A 19,952-nucleotide genomic window follows, 5' to 3' on the forward strand; every position below is an offset into this window, starting at 1 on the left:
GCCGGCGCACCGCCTCGAGCAGGGTGAACGTGCCGATCAGGTTGGTCTGCACGAACGGCGACGGATCGGCCAGGGAGTTGTCGTTGTGCGACTCGGCGGCGAAGTGCACCACCAGATCCGACTCGGCGACCAGCGCGTCGACCAGGTCCGCGTCGGCGACGTCGCCGCGGACGAAGCGGATCTTCTCGGCGACCGGGTCGAGGGAGGCCGGGTTGCCGGCGTAGGTGAGCTTGTCGAGCACGGTCACCCGCGCCTCGGGGCGGTCGGCGACGGTCCGATGCACGAAGTTCGCACCGATGAAACCGGCACCGCCGGTGACGAGCATTTGCATGCCGGACCACCACATTCCTTGATCTCATCTCACCGATTGGCGAGGCCATCACCTCGGAGGCAAATACGTTCACCTACTGACTCCCACCGCACGACCAGTTCCGCGCCTACCTTCGGCCGAGCCTCAACGTGGTGCTGGCAAGACCTTCGCCGTATCCCATGCTACTTCTCTGTGGCGTGAAACTCGGACGTCCCAATCCTCTGTACTCCCACCCGGCAGAAATCCAATCTACCGGCGACAAACAGTTGCGCCCGTCGATCATTCGGCGTCCCCTGACGACGCGGTCCAGTTCAGATGGATGCAAGTTCCTGAACTCGTCCCACTCAGTTAGAACGAGCACAGCATCGGCTCCACTACACGCCTCCCGCACGCTCGTGGCATACTCAAGTGTTGGGAAGATCTTCCGCGAATTCTCAATGGCCCGGGGATCATACACGTTGACGGACGCACCTTGAAGCTGAATCTGGCCAGCAATGTTCAATGCGGGCGAATCGCGCACATCGTCGGAATCAGGTTTAAATGCCGCCCCCAGAACTGCAATACGTGTTCCGAGCAACGATCCACCAATAGCGTCGCGCACAAGTTCGACCATGCGGGTCCGTCGACGCATGTTGATGTTGTCCACCTCTCGGAGGAAGGTCAGCGCCTGATCCGCTCCCAGCTCCCCAGCTCGCGCCATGAACGCGCGAATGTCCTTCGGCAGGCAACCGCCGCCAAAACCGACACCCGCGTTGAGGAATCGGCGACCGATTCGAGCATCGTGGCCAATGGCGTCTGCCAAGACGCTGACATCGGCGCCCGCAGCCTCACACACCTCGGCCATCGCATTGATGAACGATATCTTGGTGGCGAGGAACGCGTTCGCGGAAGTCTTGACGAGCTCGGACGTAGCCAGATCTGTTACGAGGAAAGGGGTTCCTTCGTCGAGCAGCTGCGCATACACCTCCCGGGTAACGTCTTCCACGCGGGAGGTACGACTCCACTCACGACCGAGCACCAGTCTGTCCGGATGGAGAGTGTCCTGAACGGCATACCCTTCGCGAAGGAACTCAGGATTCCAGCCTAGTTCAATGTCGTCGCCCGCCGGTGCTTTGCTTCTAGCCTTCTCCGCTAGGCGTGCCGCAGTGCCTACTGGCACAGTTGATTTGCCGAGGATCACGGCCGGCCGCGTCAAGAGGGGGGCGAGGGAGTCAACTACTGCGTCCACATGCGTGAGGTCAGCCGCAAACTCACCCTTCTTCTGAGGTGTGCCGACCCCGATGAAATGCACCTCGGCGAAATCAGCAGCTTCTTGGTAAGACGATGAAAAACGAAGGCGTCCGGCCGCGAGGTTTCGTTTTAAGACCTCTTCGAGTCCAGGTTCGTAGAAGGGCACCTCACCCGCTTCGAGCTTGGCCAGCTTGCTTGCATCGACGTCTACACCAATGACCTCGTGCCCCAATTCAGCCATACACGCAGCGTGCGTAGCACCCAGGTAGCCCGTGCCAAACACGGCGATTCGAGTCACGACTCCACTCCCGACCTTGATGGATGTGTGCGGTTTAGTAGGCGCCGTCGCTGGCAGCGACGGCTTTGACTGTCTTGGCAATGATCAGCAGATCGCTCACCATGGACCAGTTCTCCACATACGACAGGTCCAGTCGAACGGACTCATCCCACGAAAGGTCCGACCGCCCACTCACCTGCCAGAGACCAGTGACCCCAGGCCGGACCAACAGCCGGCGACGGATCATGCCGTCGTAGTTCTCGACCTCGCGTCCCAGCGGCGGGCGTGGCCCGACGACGCTCATCTCGCGACGAACAACGTTGATGAACTGCGGAAGTTCGTCGATGCTATAACGACGAATAATTCTGCCGACACGGGTAATTCGCGGGTCTTCGCGCATCTTGAATAGGAGCCCAGCACCCTCATTTCGATCCAGGAGTGTGGCCACCTGCTTGTCTGCGTCGGTCACCATTGACCGGAACTTGATCATGCCGAACGGCTCGCCGTCGAGGCCTATGCGTTCGGAGCGATAGAACACCGGGCCCTTGCTGTCGATCTTGATGGCGATGGCCACCAGAACGAACACGGGGGCCAGGAGCAGGAGAGCCGCGAGGGAGAACAGCAGATCGAATGCGCGCTTTCCGCTGCGCTTGGCGCCGTGGTAGCTGGGCTTCTCCACGTGGATGAGCGGCAGGCCGGCAACGGGCCGCATCTCCATGCGCGGTCCCGATACGTCGACAACGCCGGTGGCGACGACGAGATCCGCCTCGTACGGTTCGAGTTCCCAGACCAAGTCACGGATGCCTTCGTGCCCAAGGGTTTCGGTTGCCGTCACGACTACCGTGTCCGCGCCCGACTCGGCCAGGGCGTCCACAACAGATCGCTCGTCACCGTAGATGGCGATCTGGCTTCCGTCCACCTCGATGGACTCACCCCGAACGCCGGCATACCGCGGAACGCAGACGCCGACGACCCGGTAGCCGTCGGAAGCCTCGCGCTGGAAGGTCCTCGTCATGAGGCGTACCGCGTGCTCACCGCCGACCACGAGAACGGATGTCTGGAACTCACCACGGCTTCGCTTCTGTGCCACGACGCGGCGCCACATCCATCGGCTGAAGATCAGCAGGATGAGCCCGGTCGGCAGAGCGATTGCGAGGTAGCCGCGCGCCAAGTCGAGCTTGAAGACGAGTGAGATGATTGCAATAGCGCCGAAAAGCCTTAACGTTCCGGCAATCACGCGTTGATACTCTTCGTAGCCACTGCCGATGACGCGGCGTGACCGTGTGCGGAAGAGTACGAGCGTCCCGATCCATGCAACTGCGAGGCAGACCGACACGACGGCGTAGTTCACTTCGCTGAACGATGTGGCCGCGAGTAAATCCGCCTCTCCAAAGCGCACGACGTGCGCAAGGACGACGGCCAGCACGACCATGATGTTGTCGGTCCAGAACAGGCGCGTGACGTATGCGCTCTGCCACGACCGTCGGGTGTTGCCGGAGCGGTGTCCGACTAGATAGGGCTCATGCCGTGCCGGCGCATCCCGTGCGGAGTCGACCGTGGCTTGCGCCCGGTCCGACTGACCCACTGCTGCTTTCATTCTGTTCCCTCCCCGAGCCCGATACGGGCGTGGTGCCCATATCGATGCGATCACCTCAGGCGGAACATGCGTATGCCTTCGACGGTATGCGAATACCTCCCCGTACCGCACACATCTCAAACCTGCGCTTGCCCTCGGTAAGGAACATCTTGGGGCATTCGGCAACGACTTGCATCTCGACGGGTACACGACTGGGACTTGCAATCACGCCCCTTGACCAGCGAAGTTTCGCTACTTCTCAGTAACTTCTCAGCAAGTAGCAGGTCAAGCGGTATGTTCCAGCCAGAAGCGTTCCAACTGTTCGAATGTGGGCGCTTCAGCGTTACGGTGTGAAACATCACATACCAACCGATGCCTCGCCCGGAAATGTGGACAGTTGGACGCACGACCAGTTGTTCGAACGTGCAGACAGTAGGCGGCATACGTTGATACAGAACCGGTAATTGCCGCGCAAGTTTTCGGATCCCGGGACAGCGGTTCCTATGCATATTCACCGGCATGCCGGTGCAGACCGGAACCGTGCAGGACGTCCGATGCCAACGACATGACTTGACGTGGAGGAACCTTCGATGAACGTTCGGGGGCGTTCTCGTCCACAGCTCCGCCGTCGCATACAAGCGACGACGAATGTCGCGAATCTCGATCGATGAGTCTAAACTCTGCACAATCGCGCATTCCTACGGAAACTCTCCCGCACCGCGACAGTTCGGCGCGTACCTATTCCGACCGACATTCCTGATGGCGCGGGTACGTCCTACCGATGAGTATCCGATTTGTCCCAATCGAGAGACGAGGTGTCGCCATGGGCGAATTGATCGCCGAGAACCCGAGCGTGTTCAAGACGGCGGTGGTGCCGGCTGCGGGTATGGGCACGCGGTTTCTCCCCGCAACCAAGACGGTGCCCAAGGAACTCCTGCCCGTCGTGGACACCCCCGGCATCGAACTGGTCGCCTCGGAGGCCGCCGAGTCGGGCGCGGGCCGCCTCGTCATCGTCACCGCGCCGGGTAAGGCCGGCGTGGTCGCGCACTTCGTCGAGGACCTGGTCCTCGAGAATCACCTGGCGGCGAAGGGCAAGCATCACCTGCTCGAAAAGGTGCGCAAGGCACCGAGGTTGCTCGACGTCGAATCCGTCGTGCAGGCCGAGCCGCTCGGTCTTGGGCACGCTGTCGGGTGCACCGAGCAGGCCCTCGACGACGACGAGGACGCGATTGCGGTCCTCCTTCCCGACGATCTCGTCCGGCCCTGCGGCGTCCTCGAGGTCATGGCCCGTGTGCGTGCCGAGCGCGGCGGCAGCGTCCTGTGCGCCATCGACGTGCCGAAAGCCCAGGTCAGTTCGTACGGCGTCTTCGAAGTCCAGGAGGTTCCCGGCGTCGCGAACCCGGATGTGATGAAGGTTCTCGGCATGGTCGAGAAGCCGAAGCTCGAGGACGCGCCGTCCACCCTCGCCGCTGCTGGCCGCTACCTGCTCGACCGCGCGATCTTCGATGCGCTGCGCCGTGTAAAGCCCGGCGTGGGCGGGGAACTGCAGCTCACCGATGCCATCTCGCTGCTGATCGACGAGGGCCACCCCGTACACGTCGTCGTCCACCGCGGCTCGCGGCACGACCTCGGCAATCCCGGCGGTTACCTGCGAGCGTGCGTCGACTCGGCTCTGGCGAGCCCGGAGTACGGCCCGATGCTGCGATCCTGGCTGACGGACCGGCTCAAGCAGATCGATCCCGACGCTGCGACCGGCGCCCTGCAGTAGGACCCGGCCGCCGGCGGACCTGGTTACTCCGTCATCGGCCCATGCCGCGGTAGCGCCAGCCGTGGGAACGCCAGCGCTGCGCGTCGAGGCAGTTGCGCCCGTCCAGAACGGTGCGCGCCCGAACTGCTGCGCTGATCTCCTCCGGATCCAGTTCTTTGAAGTCTTGCCACTCGGTGAGTACCAGTACAGCGTCGGCACCTCGGCATGCCTCGGGGATGTCCGCCGCGTAGGTGAGGGTGGGGAACAGCCGTCGAGAGTTCTCCATTGCTTTCGGATCGAAGACCGTCACCGCTGCTCCCTGCAATTGGAGCTGTCCCGCCACGTTGAGAGCTGGGGAGTCCCGAACGTCATCGGAGTCGGGCTTGAAGGCCGCGCCCAAGACTGCGATCCGGGCGCCCAGGAGCGATCCGCCGCAGGCTTCTTTCGTCATCTCGACCATCGTGGTGCGGCGCCCCATGTTGATGCCGTCCACCTCCCGGAGCAGGTGCAGAACGTTGTTGGCACCAAGCTCGCCGGCCCGCGCCATGAACGCCCGGATATCCTTCGGCAAGCACCCACCTCCGAATCCGAGGCCGGCATTGAGGAATCGCCGCCCGATCCGGGCGTCGTAGCCGAGCGCATCGGCCAGCTCGACCACATCTGCGCCACTCGCTTCGCAGACCTGTGCGACGGCGTTGATGAACGAGATCTTTGTTGCCAAGAATGCGTTCGCAGCAGCCTTCACGAGTTCGGCCGTGGCAATGTTCGTGACCAGGAAGGGCACGCCCTCCGCGATCTGGCACGCGTAGAAGTCACGCAGTGTCGCTTCGGCTCGCCCGCCGCGACTAGGGTCGACCCCGACGACCAGCCGATCCGGGGCGAGAGTGTCCTGTACCGCGTACCCCTCGCGAAGGAACTCGGGGTTCCACGCCACCTCGACGTCGTCGCCGGCCGGTGCGGCGCTCCTGGCACGCTCTGCCAGTTGCTCGGCTGTTCCGACCGGCACCGTCGACTTCCCGACGATCAGCGTCGGACGGGTCAGGAGCGGGGCGAGCGCGTCGACGACCGCATGCAACTGGGACAGATCCGCGGCGAATTCGCCGCTCTTCTGTGGGGTGCCGACACCGATGAAGTGGATGTCCGCAAAGTCTGCCGCCTCGGCGTAGGACGTGGTGAAACGAAGCCGTCCGCATTCGAGGTTTCGTCGCAATACCTCGGAAAGGCCGGGCTCGAAGAAGGGCACCTCCCCTGCCTCCAGCTTCGCGATCTTCCCGGGGTCGATGTCGACGCCCAGGACGTCATGCCCCAGTTCTGCCATACATGCGGCGTGAGTGGCGCCCAGGTATCCCGTGCCGAAGACTGTGCAACGCATTCTCCCAGAGGTACTCAGCGGGCGTGTTCAGCACACCGATGCACGCTGAGTACTGAACCAACAATGTGTGAAGAGTTGGCGCTGTCGGCCCACTCAGGTCGACTCCGACGGAACTGGCAGCGTTGCCGCGAACACCGTCGCGTGAGGACTCCTGGCCTGTACAACGAGTTCGGGGTCCGAGCCCGGAACCCACGCCGCTTCCCCCCGCTCGAGGTTCAGTATCTGATCGCTACACCGCAGCTGAGCTGATCCCTCCACGCAGAGCAGGATCCGTGACGCCGGGCCACCGAATGCAGCAGAGGTCGGTCTCGAAGTACCCGATAGATCCAATTCGGCGCGCACCAACTCGAACTCGCACACCGGCGGTGCGTACAGGCATTCGCCCCTGTCGATGCGTGCACGTACCCATGGCACGTCCACCGATCCGAAGTCGAGCACGCGCAGCAGTTCCGGCACGTCCACGTGCTTGGACGTGAGCCCGCCGCGGAGCACGTTGTCCGAGTTCGCCATGATCTCCACGACCGTGCCCCGCAGGTATGCGTGGAGGTTGCCCGCCGGCAGGAACAATGCGTCGCCCGGTTCCATGCTCACCCGGTTGAGCAGGAGCGACGCGATGACGCCCGGGTCCTCGGCGTAGGCCCGGCCTAGGTCGAGGGCGGTGCGTGCGGCAACGGTGAACTCGTCGTCCGAGCCGGCCCGCGCCGCCAGGTAGCGCTCGCACCCGGCCAGAACGGCGTCCGTCAACGCGACGAGAGACTTGGTCGGCAGCGTCATCCACGCGGTGAACAGGGCGCGCAGCCCCGTCGCGTCGAGGTGGTCGCCCAACTCCGACGCGTAGGGAGTCAGTTCGGGGACGCTCAGGTCACGAAGGAACTCGACCGTCTCGGTCGGGGCCCGAAAGCCGGCCAGCGCCTCGAAACGGCTCAGCGCCACGACCATCTCGGGCTTGTGGTTGTCGTCCCGATAGTTGCGGTGCGGTGCGCCCAATGGAATTCCGGCGTCGTTCTCCCGCGCGAACCCCTCCCGAGCCTGCGCCCGGCTCGGATGCGCCTGCAACGAGAGCGGCTGCTCGGCCGCGAGGACTTTCAACAGGAACGGCAGCCGGCCGTCGAATTCTCGGGCACATTCCGATCCGAGCTGGCCTTCGGGATCGCGAGCAATGAGATCGAGCAGCGACACGGTGGTGCCGTCTTCGTCCACCACGGCCGGGGCCGCCGGATGGGCACCGAGCCACAATTCGGCTTCGGGTTCCTCGGTGGGCGCAGGCCGGCCGGTCAGCTCGGCCAGCGCGGTGTGCGAACCCCACGAATAGTTGCGAACGGCCCCGCGAAGCGGATACATCGAACTCCTCCCCGGAACCGGATCAGCTTGTCCTGCATGCCTCTACACGTCGGTGGAGAACCGGACCCCGCCGTCCGGCAGGACGACTCCCGGCCACACCCGCGCGCCGCGTAGCAGTTCACAGCGGGCTCCGACCTCGGCGCCGTCGCCGATCACGGCGTCACGAACCAGAGCACGCGGCCCGATGCGGGCACCGAATCCCACGATCGAGCGCTCCACCACCGCTCCCGCGTCGATGCGTGCGCCGTCGAACACCGCGACTCCGTCGAGCCGGGCTCCGCCACCGACCACGACGTCGCGGCCGACCACGGTTCCGCCGATCAGCATCGCCCCAGGGGCGACGCGGGCTGTCGGGTGTATGCGGGCCTCGCCGCGCTCCCCGTCGAGCGCCGGGGACGGCGCAATTCCCCGGGCCAGGTCGGCCGAGCCCTTGACGAAGTCGTCCGGCGTCCCCATGTCACGCCAATACGCGGCGTCGACGTGGCCGAACACGCGGGCGCCGTCGACGAGCAGCGCCGGGAATACCTCCCGCTCCACCGAGACGGGACGTCCGGCCGGGATCTTCTCGATCCACTCGCGACGGAAGACGTAGCAGCCGGCGTTGATCTGATCGGTCGGCGGATCCTGTGTCTTCTCCAGGAACGCCGTGACCCGTCCGTCCGCGTCGGTGGGCACGCATCCGAAGGCGCGTGGATCGGCGACGCGCACCAGGTGCAGCGTCACGTCGGCGTTGTTGACCTCGTGCGTGTGCAGGATCTCGCGCAGGTCGCTGCCGCCGAGAACGTCGCCGTTGAACACCATGACGTTGTCGGAGCGCAGGTGGGGCAGCACGTTGCGGATGCCGCCGCCGGTGCCGAGCGGCTCGGTCTCGGTGACGTACTCGATCTCCAGCCCCATGCTCTCGCCGCTACCGAAGTACTCCTCGAACACCTCGGCCTTGAACGACGTACCGAGCACCACGTGGGTGATGCCCGCGCTCCTGATCCGCGCGAGCAGATGCGTCAGAAAGGGCAGTCCCGCCGTGGGCAGCATCGGCTTGGGCGCCGACAGCGTCAGGGGCCGCAGACGCGTTCCCTTGCCTCCCACCAAGACCACCGCATCGGTCACGGCTCCTCCGCCCATGTCCCTCCCCTATCGAGCGCGCGCCCGGCGCGACCGTGCGCGAATGCAACTGTCACTGCCGCGAAGCACGCGGCGGCGGCATCCCGGGTGGGATGCCACCTGCGCGCGCCGAAGGTCAGCTCTGCGAGAGGTCCGGCAGCTGATCGCCGAAGAGATCGATCACGAGACCGATCAGCTCTTCGGGGGTGTCGATGACGTCGTCGGTCTCGGGCGCGGCGTCCGCCTGCGGAACGGTCCCCTCCGACTTGGTCGGGGCGGACTGCGCGGCCGGGGCCGCGGGTGCGGGAGCGGCGCCGTCGCCGGCGACGTTCACGACGATCGGGTTCTGGAACGGCGCGCCGGACTTCAGGCCGACGTTGTCCCACTGGGTGCCGGCGGCGTCCTGGCAACCCCAGTACACGTAGTAGGTGCCGGCCGCGATGGGCTGCGGGCCCTGGGAGACGGGCTGGCCGTCCTGGACGAAGGTGATGGCGGAGGTGCTGGTGTTCTCGACGGAGAACTTCGAGCCGGGCGCCTGTGCATCGGCGCGGCCCGACGGATCGGCGGCGTCGAGCCCGCTCTGCTTGGTCGACACGTAGGTCACGCAGGTGACACCGCCGGCGACATCCACCCCGGCGAAGTCGAAATCGACGGTGATCGAGCCGGGCGTGCCCGACGCCCCCACGGACGGGTTACCTGCCGCGGACGCGGTCCCCGGCGCGCACAGCGCCAGCGCTCCCACCCCGACAACGGCCACAGCGGTCTTCTTCAGAACGGATTGCATCAAAGCTCCCTCGAGTACGGCGATTCCGCGAGAAGTCGCGGCGTCCACTTCGACCCCCCGGTCGGAATGTTCCGAAACACCGTAACCCGAGGCGGCCTCACATGCGAGTTGGTCGGTCTGTTTCGAGCGGCGCCGCCCGCGCCTACACGCCGCGCCTCCAATCTGCACTCTCGGTGTCGTTTCAGCGGACTATTCCAGTCCACGTCCGTCGCCGCGGACGAAACGATGGACTCGGTCGGCATCGTTCAGGGTTCGACGGATGGACATCGTCGTGCGCCTGGTGGTCCTGTGGGCAGCGCTGTCGGTGCTGATCGCAGTTGTGGCCGGTGATGCTGTCCGGCTCCGGGAGGAACGGTCCCGCCCGACGCGCGCCGCCGAAGCGCCGGCCGAGCCGACCAAGCCCGAAACGATCGTCCGGACCTCGGTCGGAGTCTGAGCTCGGCAGCAGCGGCTGCGCGCGCCGGGATTGTGCACGAAGCTGCCGCAGCTCCCGGTCCCTACTCGGCCACGGTGAGGCGCGTCGACTCGGCCGCGCCAATCACCGCGCCCGACGTGGGAAGCGGAACGAGCGCGCACTGGCTGGACCCGGACGTGAGGGCACACAGCGCGGCGGGAAGAACGTAAGGAAGCAGATCGGTACTTCCGGTGTCCGCACTTGCGGTGGCCGGCACGGCGACCGTGATCGCGGCACAGCCCAGGATGCCGGCGAGAAGACGCTTCACGAAGACCTCGATTCGAAGAGGAAGGACCTGACGGTCCATTGAATCGGGCAAATCGCCAAAACATTACGTCTGCGAAATAGCGCTGCTCGAGAGATCGGTACCCGCCGTGCGCTCGCCGGGCTCCTATCCGTGCCCGGTTTGGTCCACCGGCGCCGCTGCGGAACGCAGGAAGCCAGCCGGCACGGTGTACTGATCCACGGGACCGATACCCGGATAGTCCACGGTGCGGCCCCACCCGCAGTGCTCGGCCCTCGACGTCACGGCGTAGGAGCTCGCTCCCGCGAGAAGAAGACCGGAACCACGAGAACGACGATCAGGCCCACCCCGGCCAGGACAGCAGACCACGCATTCAAACGACCTTCCCGCTCCTCGAATTCGACACTCTGTTGCGCGGATTCCGCTATCGCCTTGTTTCTCTCGAGAACCGACCGCCGAAATTCGTCCACTTGGATGAGGAACAGTTCGACCGCTCGGGGTTGCAGATCCGGGTCTGTCGCGGCCGGCACGGCCGGTGGGGTAGGCATGGCAGGAACTTCGGGAGGGCGCGGACTGCTGACGAAGGGTGCGACGATGAAGACGAGTCCCACCGCCAGACTGAGCACACTCGCTTGAATGAAGTACCGCCGCTGCCCCGTCGCTCGATTGACCCACTCCATGAAGAAGATCAACCTCTGCATCTGGTGATTGTGCAGGGTGCCCGTCGGAGGGTGCAGCGTCGAGCGACTCGCAGGCATGAGGAAGGCCAGATAGAACCCGGAAAAGGCGACGGCCATACCCAGAAAGAGCGGGGCAAAGACCCCGCGCAGGGGTAGCGAATTATCGGTCACCGAAAACGACACACCCAACACGCCGATATAGATGGTTCCGATGGCAGCGGCGGCGGTCTGCACGAACTTCGCACTATCTCGACTTCGCTCGAAACCGCCCTTCGATGCGTCGTACAGGTTCTCCTGGAACAGCTTCCGCAGTTCGTACTCGGCAGCCCAGCCGGCCATCTGAAAGTCGGTCGTCGCCTTGTCGAGCGCGGCGCTGCGCTCCGCCTCCTCCGCACGCTCCGCCTCCAGCCGGAGTCTCTCGAGTTCCTGCGAGCGCCTCGCGGCAGGGCTCCACATTCTCACCAGTGCGACCGCGGATCTCAATCCGCGTCCTCGGGCGACTTCGACGGCATCACGTAGCTGTCCGGAATTCCCCACGCCCGCCCCTGGCAGTGCATATGCACGTCGCCTTGGAACTCCTCGGCCGGAAAGAACTCGTTCTCGACCTCGCACCACTTCCGACCGACAGGCATGGCCCGAGTGTGCTCCGAAATCGGTGGACCGATGTTGCACAGCCGCAACGAGTGGGTATCGATACAGAGCACCGCATGCGGACGAAGCCCGATAACACGAGCACGACTGGAAACCGGCCGGGCAGTTCTGCCGGTACCGGCGCCGGATACGGCCGTAGAAATCCTATTCCTGCGCCCGGCGCGCGGCGTCCCCGTGCCCCAGATCCCGCTCGGGATCCACGACGTCCCGCACCCGCTGCTTGAGCGTGACGATGTCGGGAAACCCACCGTCGGTCTTGCGGTCCCACACCACCCGATCACCGGCCGTGACGACGAAGATGCCGCCGGTGCCGGGGATGAGCGCGACCTCGCCCAGATCCGTGCCGAAGGTGTTGAGCAGCTCCTGCGCCATCCAGCCGGCGCGCAGCAGCCAGTTGCACTGCGTGCAGTAGGTGATGGTGATGCGGGGTGCGGTGCGCGGCTCGGTCACCGCCCGAGCGTATCGGTCGGCACGCCGCCCGAAAGGGGTGAGGCCCCGCCGATCGTGGTGGCGAAACGGCGGGGCCTCAGCGCGGGCCGGCGATGGGGGGTTACCGGCCTGCGAGCGTCGCCTTCGCAGGGGGGACAGGAAGGCGACACAGGAACACTAGTCCTCAAGATCGTTACTCGCGAGTACAAACACTAAAGCGCTGGTCAAAAGCATGTAAAGCGATGTCAGGGCTTGTTGGTGTGACGTTCGCTCTCGCGCTCGGCGCGCTGGATCTCGACGAGGGATTCCTCCATGTCGGCCACGCGCAGCACCTTGCCCAGGACCAGACCGACCGCCACCGAGACGAGCAGCCAGGCGCCCAGAACCGCCGCAACCCACCACCACATACCCACAGTGTGTACGAACTTGGTCGCCGATGGGTAACGCGCGGAGGACTGTGAGCGATATTGCGTCCACGCTATCGCGGCCGTGTCGCACTTGTCCCGCATTTCGTACCGAACAACCGTAAAGTCCCCGATGTGCCGACCCAGACAATTCGCCGTGCCGGACACGCCATCCTCGTTCCCGCCCTGGCCGCGCTGACCGTGCTCGCCGCTGGCCCTGCCGCCGCGCAGGACCCCGTCGCGCCGCCCGGCGACGTCGTCTTCGGCACGCAGACGCTGGGATTCGGCGACACGGTTGCCTTCCGCGGCCACAGCGACACCGCGACCCTCACCGTCCCGGTGCCGGACGGGCTGCGGCCCGCCGCGCTCGACACGACGGTGCAGATGCCCGCCAACGTCGCCCGCGGCTGGATCGACGTCCAGTCGCAGGGGCTACTGCTCGCCCGCATCGACCTGCCCGCCGCCGGAACCCTCGTGCCGGTCTCGCTGCCCCTGGATGCGGCGCCGATCGCGGACCGCGCCGTCACCGTCACCCTGACCCTTCACCTGCTCCCGTTCGACGGGATCTGCCCCGAGGACTGGACGGATCGCTCGGTGGTGCTGCGCGACGGACGCGTCCGCTACACCGGGGCGGCGACCCCGCCGGCCGTGGTCGCCGACTTCCTGCCGCCGATCCTCCAGTCGCTGGAGCTGGCGCTGCCCGCCGACCCCACCCCCGCCGAGTCGGCCACCGCTCTCGATCTCACCGCGGCCGTCACCGCCCAGTACACGGGCCGGCCGCTGCGGGTGACAGTGCAGACCCTGCCCGGCGACGACGCGGTGCCGCCCGCCCCGGCCGGGCCGTTCACCCGGCAGATCGCGATCGTCGAGACCGACGGCGACGGTGCCGCCACCCTGGTCCAGGTGCCCGGCGGCGGTCCGGCGCTCGCGGTCACCGGCGACGCCGACGCCCTGCGCAACCAGGCCCGCCTCATCACGAGCGACATCTCGTCGGTCGCGGTGGCCTCGGCGGCGACGGTCGGCACGCTGGGCCGGCCGCCGCGGCTGTCCCCCGACGCGACGACGCTCGCCGAACTGGGCCTCGGCGCCCTCACCGACACCGGCGTCGGCGTGGTGGAGGTGCCGCTCGGCATCGACCAGACCCGTCTGGGACGGCCGTCCCACAATCTGCGGATCAACCTGCAGGGCTCCTACACCCCGCTGCCCACGACCGAGGGCGGCCTGGTGTCGGTGACGGTCGGCGACACCGTCGTCGACTCGTGGCCCGCCGACGCGTCCGGCCGTCTCGATCGGTGGATCACGGTGCCGAACAACGTGCTCGGACGGACCACCGACGTGGTGGTGTCCCTGCGCGCCACCGGCGGCACCCACCAGTGCGGCCTGCAGCAGCCGATGACGCTGACCGTCGACGCCGGCAGCCGCGTCACCACCGAGCCCGCCGACCCGCCGCTGCCCGGGGGCTTCCGGTCGCTGCCGCAGGCGCTGCTGCCGAAGGTGAACGTCGCCGCCACCGAGGCCGGGATCGCCGACACCGCCCGGGCCGTCGCGCTCGTGGCCGGGCTGCAGAGCTTGACCTCCGTGCCGCTCGATCCCGAATGGGTGAGCGTCGACGAGGCCGCCACCGGCGGCACCCCCGCCATCGTCGTCGCCGCCGACGGCCGCGTCCCCGACACCCTGGAACTGCCGCTCGCCGGGACACAGGGCCGCACCCTCGACCTCCTCGACCCGGCCACCGGGAACGCCACCACCGTCACCTTCCCCACCGACATCGAGTTCGCGTCGCTGCAGGTGGCGCGCGACGGCGACCGCACGGTCCTCGTCGCCGCCGCCACCGAGGTGCCCGCCGAACTCGACCGCACCCTCGGCTGGCTCGCCGCGACCCCGCAACGCTGGGCCGAACTCGACGGCGACGTGCTGTTCACCACCGCCGACCGCGACCCGGTCGAACTCGCGCTCACCGACCCGGCCGCCGAGCCCGGCACCCAGGAGTCGCTGGGCCGGACGACGGGCTGGGTGCTCGCCGGTGGCCTCGCCCTGCTGGCCGTGGGGCTCGTCGCCGCGGGCGTCACGGCCTTGCGATGGCGTCGCGGCCGGCCGCGCCCGCTCTGATCGGATGTCGCCATGAGCACCGTCACGACCGCCGAGCGCGCCGCACTGTTCGCGCACACCAGCGCACGGTGGACGGTGATCGTCGCCGCCACCGTGCTCGGGTACTGGTCGACGTGGGAGCAACTGCTCACGGAGATCTCCCGCGGCACGGGCGGCGGCTACGTCCTGCTCGTGCCGCCGTTCGCGGTGCTCGCCGCCGAGGGCGTCACCCGGCGCCGCCGCGGCGAGTTGCCGATCCACGACCGGCAGACCGACCGGATCGTCGGCGGCGCCGTCCTGCTGATCGCGCTCGCGGTCAAGTGGCTGCTGCTGCCGCGGTACGGGCCGAACTACCAGATGATGCACCTCGACGTGCTGTCGGCGTGGACGTTCGTGATCGGCGCGTGCGTGCTGCTGTTCGGCCTGCGCGTCGCCTCCCGGTACTGGCCGGTGTGGCTGTTGCTGCTGGGCACGTCGCCGTTGTTCTACCGGGCGGTGCTCGTGCAGCTCGGCGGCACCAAGTTCGCCGCCGGGTTCCTGATGGTGCTGCTGGGCGCGATTGCGATCGCCGTCGCGGTCGGCCGCACCCGGCGCCGCGCGCTGATCGGCTTCTCCGCGACGATGCTGCTCGGCCTGGCGCTGCTGTTCGCGGTGACCATCCGCTACCCGGACGCGCGGGTCGCCGTCGCGCAGATCGTGCCGTCGGGCACGGCGGCGCTCGTCGTCGGCGGCGCGTTCTACCTGTACCGGTATCGCGGCCTCGCGCCGCGCACGCTGCCCCCGAACCCGGTGTCGCCGCGGGAGGCGACGCGCTCGGCGCTGTTCCTCGTCGTCCCGGCCGCGCTGGTGCTCGCCGTGCTGCCGCTGCCGGATCAGCAGCTCACGCCGGTGTCGGTGGGCCCACCGCCGAGCGGCACCGTCACGCAGGTGGTCCCCACCGGTTGGTACCAGATCGACTCCATCGACTACGACTGGCCGCGAAGGTATTTCGGCTCCACCGCGCAGCTGCGCCGGCAGATGATCCGGGCCGTCGAGCCGCGCACCGACTGGGATCGGCTGTCGCGGCCGCGCACCGTCGCCGTGCAGACCCTGCAGGTGCGGCGGGTGGGTGTGTTCGAGGTGTATCCGGTGCAGACCTCCTACGATCTCGGGCGGGCGCGGGTGAGCCCGAAGATCCGGGTGGACCTCGGCCACGGCGTGCAGGCCGACTTCTTCACCGTCGTCGACGACGAGTTGCTGCTCACCTGGAGCCTGATGAACTTCATCTGGACGCGCGGCGACGCCCTCGCGCAGCGGGTGAGCCTGCTGACCGTCGACAACCACGAACTCGATGCGCCGTTCCCGCAGCCGACGCCGAACATGGCGTCGAACGGCCGGAATCTGCTGTCGGTGTTCCTGCGCGGGCGGGCGTCGGTGGAGGATTCCGATCCCGAGTACAAGGACTTGGACATGCTCACCGAGCTGGGCCGTGATCTGGTGGAGGCGCAGTGGCGCGGAATCTAGTCGACGAGGAGTTCAAGGCCGCCGCGCTGCACGACGCGGTGTACGGGCTGCGGGAGAAGCGGCCGCTGTCGTCGGCGTCGGTGGCGTTCGTGCCGTGGCAGAAGTGGCTGACCCTCGGCCTGGTCGCCGCGGCGATTGTGGCGCTGGTGTTCGCGACGACGCCGACGCTGACCGTGCTGATGGCGGTGTGCACGGCCGGGTACATCGCGACGCTCGCGGACCGGCTGCTGCTGTTCTCCCGCGGCCTGGCGCGCGACGCGATCCTCACCGTCGACGACGACGTGGCGCGGGCCGTGCCCGGGCACGCGCTGCCGACATACACGGTGCTGGTCCCGGCCTACAACGAGCCGGAGGTGGTGGGTGATCTGATCGCGGCGATGGCCGCGCTGGACTATCCGGCCGAGAAGCTGCAGGTGCTGTTGCTGCTCGAGGAGGACGACGCCGTCACCATCGCCGCGGCCGAGGAGGCCGGGCTCGGCGAGAGCGTGGAGATCCTGCTGGTGCCGGCGGCGGACCCGCGGACCAAGCCGAAGGCCTGCAACTACGGGCTGCACTTCGCCACCGGCGACATCGTCACCATCTTCGACGCCGAGGACCTGCCGGAGCCGCTGCAGTTGCGGCGCGTGGCGGTCGCGTTCGACCGGCTCGGCGACGACGTCGCGTGCGTGCAGGCGAAGCTGGCCTTCCACAACGGCACCCAGAACATGCTCACCGGCTGGTTCACCGCCGACTACGCGCTGTGGTTCAACTTCGTGCTGCCCGGCCTGATGCACTCGAATTCGCCTATCCCGCTGGGCGGTACGTCGAACCACATCCGGCGCGCCGTGTTCGACGAGATCGGCGCGTGGGATCCGTACAACGTCACCGAGGACGCCGACCTCGGGGTGCGCATTGCCGAGTCGGGCTACCGTACGGCCGTATTGGACTCGACGACGCTGGAGGAGGCGAACAGCGATCCGATCAACTGGATCCGGCAGCGTTCCCGCTGGTACAAGGGATATCTGCAGACATGGCTCGTGCACGTGCGACGACCCGTACAACTGTGGCGGGGCATCGGCACGGTCGGGATGCTCCGGTTCACGACCCTGCTCGCCGGGACGCCGATCATCGCGTGCCTGAACATGGTGTTCTGGTTGATCACCATCGCGTGGCTGCTCGGGCAGCCGTTCCTGATCGAGGAGATCTTCCCCTGGTACGTGTACTTCCCCGCGTTGATCTCGCTGGTGTTCGGTAACTCCGCCGTGCTGTACATGAACCTGGTCGCGTGCCGGGAGACCGGCAACTCGGCGCTGTGGCTCGCGTGCCTGACGGTGCCGGTGTACTGGCTGATGATGTCGGTCGCAGCGATCAAGGGCACCTATCAGCTGATCCGCAATCCCTCCTACTGGGAGAAGACCTTCCACGGGCTGTCGTCATGAGGGGCGGCGTGGCCCGGGTGTTCTGGCTGTCCTGCCTGCTCTATGCGGCGGTGGGGTTGTACCTGTCGCTGGATGTGGCCTATTTCCAAGGTGATTCGCTCAGCCGGATTGCGGCCGCGCGCAGCGCCCTGCACAGCCGCGACCCGCACCTGGCGGCCATCGGGTTCGTGTTCACGCCCCTGACCGCGCTGATGCAGTTGCCGCTCGTGGCGCTGTCGGACTGGTGGCCGGCGCTGACCCGGTGGGGCCTCACGGCCGTGGTGATGTCGGCGCCGTTCATGGCCGGGGCCGTCACCCAGGTCCACCTGTTCGCCCGCGATCGCGGCGCGTCGCCGTGGCTGGTGTGGACGGTGACGGCGCTGTTCGCGCTCAATCCGATGATCGTGTACTACGGCGCCAACGGCATGAGCGAGGCGCCGTTCCTGATGCTGCTGTGCTGGGCGACGCGCCGGCTGGTGCGGTGGATCAGCACCGGCGACGTGCACGACCTCGCCGTCGCCGGGATCGCCGTCGGCCTGGCGTATCTGGCGCGCTACGACGCGCTCGCCGTCGGCGCGGCCGTCACCGTGCTCGTCGTCGCGGTGACGTGGTGGCGCACCCGCGTGTGGCGGGCGGCGCTGCTCGACGCGATCCTCGTCGCCGCCCCGGTGGCGTTGGCGTTCCTCGTGTGGGCGGCGACGAGCTGGCTCATCACCGGCGAAGCGCTGCAGCAGTTCTCGTCGTCGTACGGCAACGCGGCGATCCTCGAGCAGAGCGGCGGCGGCTCCACCGGGGGCCTGGGGGCGCTGGCGTTCTCCGTCGCCGAGATCCTGGTGCTCGGGCCGGCGCTGCCGCTGCTCGCGCCCGTCGTCGCGGTGCTGGCGTGGCGCCGCCGGGACCTCGAGCCCGCCGTGCCGTTCGTCGTGCTGGGGGCGGTGCTCGCGTTCGCGGCCCTGTCGTACTTCCGCGGCATGACGTTCCCGTTCCTGCGGTTCTACCTCGTCGCGGTGCCGCTGGCGGCGATGTGGGTGGTGCAGCTCGCGCCCCGTGGCGGGCAGCTGCGGGCGCGCCGGCTCGGCGCGCATGCGACGGTGCGGCCGCAGGACCGCGGCACCCTCGCGCCGGTCGGGGCGCTCGCGCTCGCGGTGTCGGTGCCGGTCACGTTCGTCGCGATGGGCAACGCGACGCTGTCGCAGGAGCAGCACGCGCTGCGCACCGTGCTGTTCCCCGATCCGGACGACACGTCGCAGCTGCGGGACCAGGAGAACCGCATCATCGCGTCGTTCGGCACGGAACGTCGCATCGCGGACCATCTCGACGCGCTCGACCTGCCCCCGGGTTCGGTGGTGATGGACACCGTGTACGGGTTCGCGGTGCTCACCGCGACCGACCGGCCCGAGCAGTTCGTGATCCCGTCCGACGCCGACTTCACCCGCATCCTCAACGATCCGGCCGCGAACGGCGTGCGGTATCTGCTCACCGTGCCGAACGAGGGTCGCGGCGTCTCGGATGCGGTGAACCGCCGCTACCCCACCGTCTTCGAGACCGGCGCCGACATCGCGACCCTCGATCTGGAGATCCCCAACGACGGCGACAACCAGCCGACCTGGCGTCTGTACCGGATCGGTTGACGCACCCGCAGGCCGCGTGCCACCATCGCTGCACCAGCCCCGAAAACGGGGCGACCCCGGCCGGTGCGCCAACACCGAACCGGGGTCTGGGCACACGACAGAATGGACCTGTCATGCACCGTGAGGTGAATTGTATCCACACGCCGATTCCAGGCGTACATCCCCGGGAGTGGCCGGCGCCGCGCGCCGCGCACCCCGTCTACCGGCCCGGCGCAGCGTCCCGCGCCGCCGACGTGACCCGGACGAGTCCGCCGACGTCCTGACCCGTTCACCAGCCCTCGCACACGACTGTCACCAGCCGTGTCCGGGGGCCACAGGTGTTTTCCCTGCGTGCGTGCGAGGGCCGTTCCGGTGACCGAGGCGCACGCGGTCACGTCGTTTTCCGTGCGGGTCCGACGCTAACCAACCGCATCCGGCATTCCACCGTCCCGGTGAACGGCACCGGGCACCCGATCGAGCACGGGTCGACACGTCCGACCGGGTCCAGCTCAGCCGCTTGCCTTTTCGGCACGCGGCCATACGTGCTGGCCGAGACGCGGTATCGGGGCATGGTCCGTGGGTTTGCTTGGGGAAGGGGCCGACAAGTCAGCGACCCGCAGGGTCTCCGTTCAGAGCAGGCGCCGGGCCTTCATGCCGGGGAAGACCGCGCCGACGCGCACCACGTCCCCGAACGTCGGGGCGTGCACCATCTGACCGCCGCCGATGTAGATGCCCACGTGCCCCGGCCCGTCGG

General features: G+C 67.4%; 19 protein-coding genes. 6 read left to right on the forward strand and 13 right to left on the reverse strand.

Annotation, left to right across the window (positions count from 1 at the left end):
• From G6039_RS26440 to G6039_RS26450, 3 genes are all read right to left on the reverse strand, one after another.
• Positions 1 to 331 (reverse strand): GDP-mannose 4,6-dehydratase (locus G6039_RS26440; protein WP_164528145.1); only part of this gene is annotated, 331 nt, incomplete at its 3' end.
• 106 nt (positions 332 to 437) lie between these two features.
• Positions 438 to 1,838: a UDP-glucose dehydrogenase family protein gene (locus tag G6039_RS26445; protein WP_080688432.1), complete on the reverse strand. Its 1,401-nt coding sequence runs from the start codon at positions 1,836 to 1,838 to the stop codon at positions 438 to 440.
• Positions 1,839 to 1,872: 34 nt separating this feature from the next.
• Positions 1,873 to 3,414: a sugar transferase gene (locus G6039_RS26450; protein ID WP_206531366.1), complete on the reverse strand. Its 1,542-nt coding sequence runs from the start codon at positions 3,412 to 3,414 to the stop codon at positions 1,873 to 1,875.
• A gap of 802 nt (positions 3,415 to 4,216) precedes the next feature.
• Between G6039_RS26450 and G6039_RS26455 the strand changes: the two genes are divergently transcribed.
• Positions 4,217 to 5,161, forward strand: a complete 945-nt coding sequence (locus G6039_RS26455; protein WP_043797031.1) for a UTP--glucose-1-phosphate uridylyltransferase — start codon at positions 4,217 to 4,219, stop codon at positions 5,159 to 5,161.
• Between the two features lie 31 nt (positions 5,162 to 5,192).
• On the opposite strand, the gene G6039_RS26460 is transcribed toward G6039_RS26455, so the two are convergent.
• The 4 genes from G6039_RS26460 to G6039_RS26475 all read right to left on the reverse strand — a co-directional run bounded on the left by G6039_RS26460 (position 5,193) and on the right by G6039_RS26475 (position 9,738).
• On the reverse strand, positions 5,193 to 6,512 hold the full coding sequence (locus G6039_RS26460; RefSeq protein WP_043797029.1) for a UDP-glucose dehydrogenase family protein: 1,320 nt from the start codon (positions 6,510 to 6,512) through the stop codon (positions 5,193 to 5,195).
• Between the two features lie 93 nt (positions 6,513 to 6,605).
• On the reverse strand, positions 6,606 to 7,853 hold the full coding sequence (gene manA, locus G6039_RS26465; RefSeq protein ID WP_043797028.1) for a mannose-6-phosphate isomerase, class I: 1,248 nt from the start codon (positions 7,851 to 7,853) through the stop codon (positions 6,606 to 6,608).
• A gap of 42 nt (positions 7,854 to 7,895) precedes the next feature.
• The gene (gene manB, locus G6039_RS26470) at positions 7,896 to 8,975 is read right to left on the reverse strand and encodes a mannose-1-phosphate guanylyltransferase (protein ID WP_043797027.1); all 1,080 of its coding nucleotides are present in this window, start codon (positions 8,973 to 8,975) and stop codon (positions 7,896 to 7,898) included.
• Between the two features lie 115 nt (positions 8,976 to 9,090).
• Complete coding sequence (locus G6039_RS26475) at positions 9,091 to 9,738, reverse strand: hypothetical protein (protein ID WP_043797025.1); 648 nt, start codon at positions 9,736 to 9,738, stop codon at positions 9,091 to 9,093.
• 259 nt (positions 9,739 to 9,997) lie between these two features.
• On the opposite strand from G6039_RS26475, the gene G6039_RS26480 reads away from it, so the two are divergent.
• Complete coding sequence (locus tag G6039_RS26480; protein WP_157127565.1) at positions 9,998 to 10,174, forward strand: hypothetical protein; 177 nt, start codon at positions 9,998 to 10,000, stop codon at positions 10,172 to 10,174.
• Positions 10,175 to 10,235: 61 nt separating this feature from the next.
• On the opposite strand, the gene G6039_RS26485 is transcribed toward G6039_RS26480, so the two are convergent.
• The 5 genes from G6039_RS26485 to G6039_RS26505 form a co-directional block, all read right to left on the reverse strand.
• Complete coding sequence (locus G6039_RS26485; RefSeq protein ID WP_144415044.1) at positions 10,236 to 10,460, reverse strand: hypothetical protein; 225 nt, start codon at positions 10,458 to 10,460, stop codon at positions 10,236 to 10,238.
• A 257-nt stretch (positions 10,461 to 10,717) separates the two neighbouring features.
• A complete protein-coding gene (locus G6039_RS26490; RefSeq protein ID WP_043797022.1) occupies positions 10,718 to 11,572 on the reverse strand; it encodes a hypothetical protein in 855 nt (284 codons plus the stop codon).
• A gap of 23 nt (positions 11,573 to 11,595) precedes the next feature.
• Positions 11,596 to 11,748, reverse strand: coding sequence for a hypothetical protein (locus tag G6039_RS26495; RefSeq protein WP_157127564.1), 153 nt, complete (start codon positions 11,746 to 11,748; stop codon positions 11,596 to 11,598).
• A 163-nt stretch (positions 11,749 to 11,911) separates the two neighbouring features.
• Positions 11,912 to 12,217, reverse strand: coding sequence for an Rdx family protein (locus tag G6039_RS26500; RefSeq protein WP_043797019.1), 306 nt, complete (start codon positions 12,215 to 12,217; stop codon positions 11,912 to 11,914).
• 224 nt (positions 12,218 to 12,441) lie between these two features.
• Entirely contained in the window at positions 12,442 to 12,603 is a 162-nt protein-coding gene (locus G6039_RS26505) for a hypothetical protein (RefSeq protein ID WP_006934360.1), read from the reverse strand.
• Positions 12,604 to 12,735: 132 nt separating this feature from the next.
• Between G6039_RS26505 and G6039_RS26510 the strand changes: the two genes are divergently transcribed.
• The 4 genes from G6039_RS26510 to G6039_RS26525 are packed head-to-tail and all read left to right on the forward strand — an operon-like array spanning position 12,736 to position 19,219.
• Complete coding sequence (locus tag G6039_RS26510; RefSeq protein ID WP_043797017.1) at positions 12,736 to 14,709, forward strand: hypothetical protein; 1,974 nt, start codon at positions 12,736 to 12,738, stop codon at positions 14,707 to 14,709.
• A gap of 12 nt (positions 14,710 to 14,721) precedes the next feature.
• A complete protein-coding gene (locus G6039_RS26515; RefSeq protein ID WP_043797016.1) occupies positions 14,722 to 16,191 on the forward strand; it encodes an archaeosortase/exosortase family protein in 1,470 nt (489 codons plus the stop codon).
• A complete protein-coding gene (locus G6039_RS26520; protein WP_043797015.1) occupies positions 16,176 to 17,609 on the forward strand; it encodes a glycosyltransferase in 1,434 nt (477 codons plus the stop codon). Before G6039_RS26515 ends, G6039_RS26520 begins: the two co-directional genes overlap by 16 nt.
• Before the next feature lie 17 nt (positions 17,610 to 17,626).
• A complete protein-coding gene (locus G6039_RS26525) occupies positions 17,627 to 19,219 on the forward strand; it encodes an ArnT family glycosyltransferase (RefSeq protein WP_043797038.1) in 1,593 nt (530 codons plus the stop codon).
• Between the two features lie 608 nt (positions 19,220 to 19,827).
• Here G6039_RS26525 and G6039_RS26530 read toward each other — a convergent pair.
• Positions 19,828 to 19,952 (reverse strand): NlpC/P60 family protein (locus G6039_RS26530; protein WP_164528056.1); only part of this gene is annotated, 125 nt, incomplete at its 5' end.

The organism is Rhodococcus aetherivorans (assembly GCF_011058165.1).
Lineage (GTDB): Bacteria > Actinomycetota > Actinomycetes > Mycobacteriales > Mycobacteriaceae > Rhodococcus > Rhodococcus aetherivorans.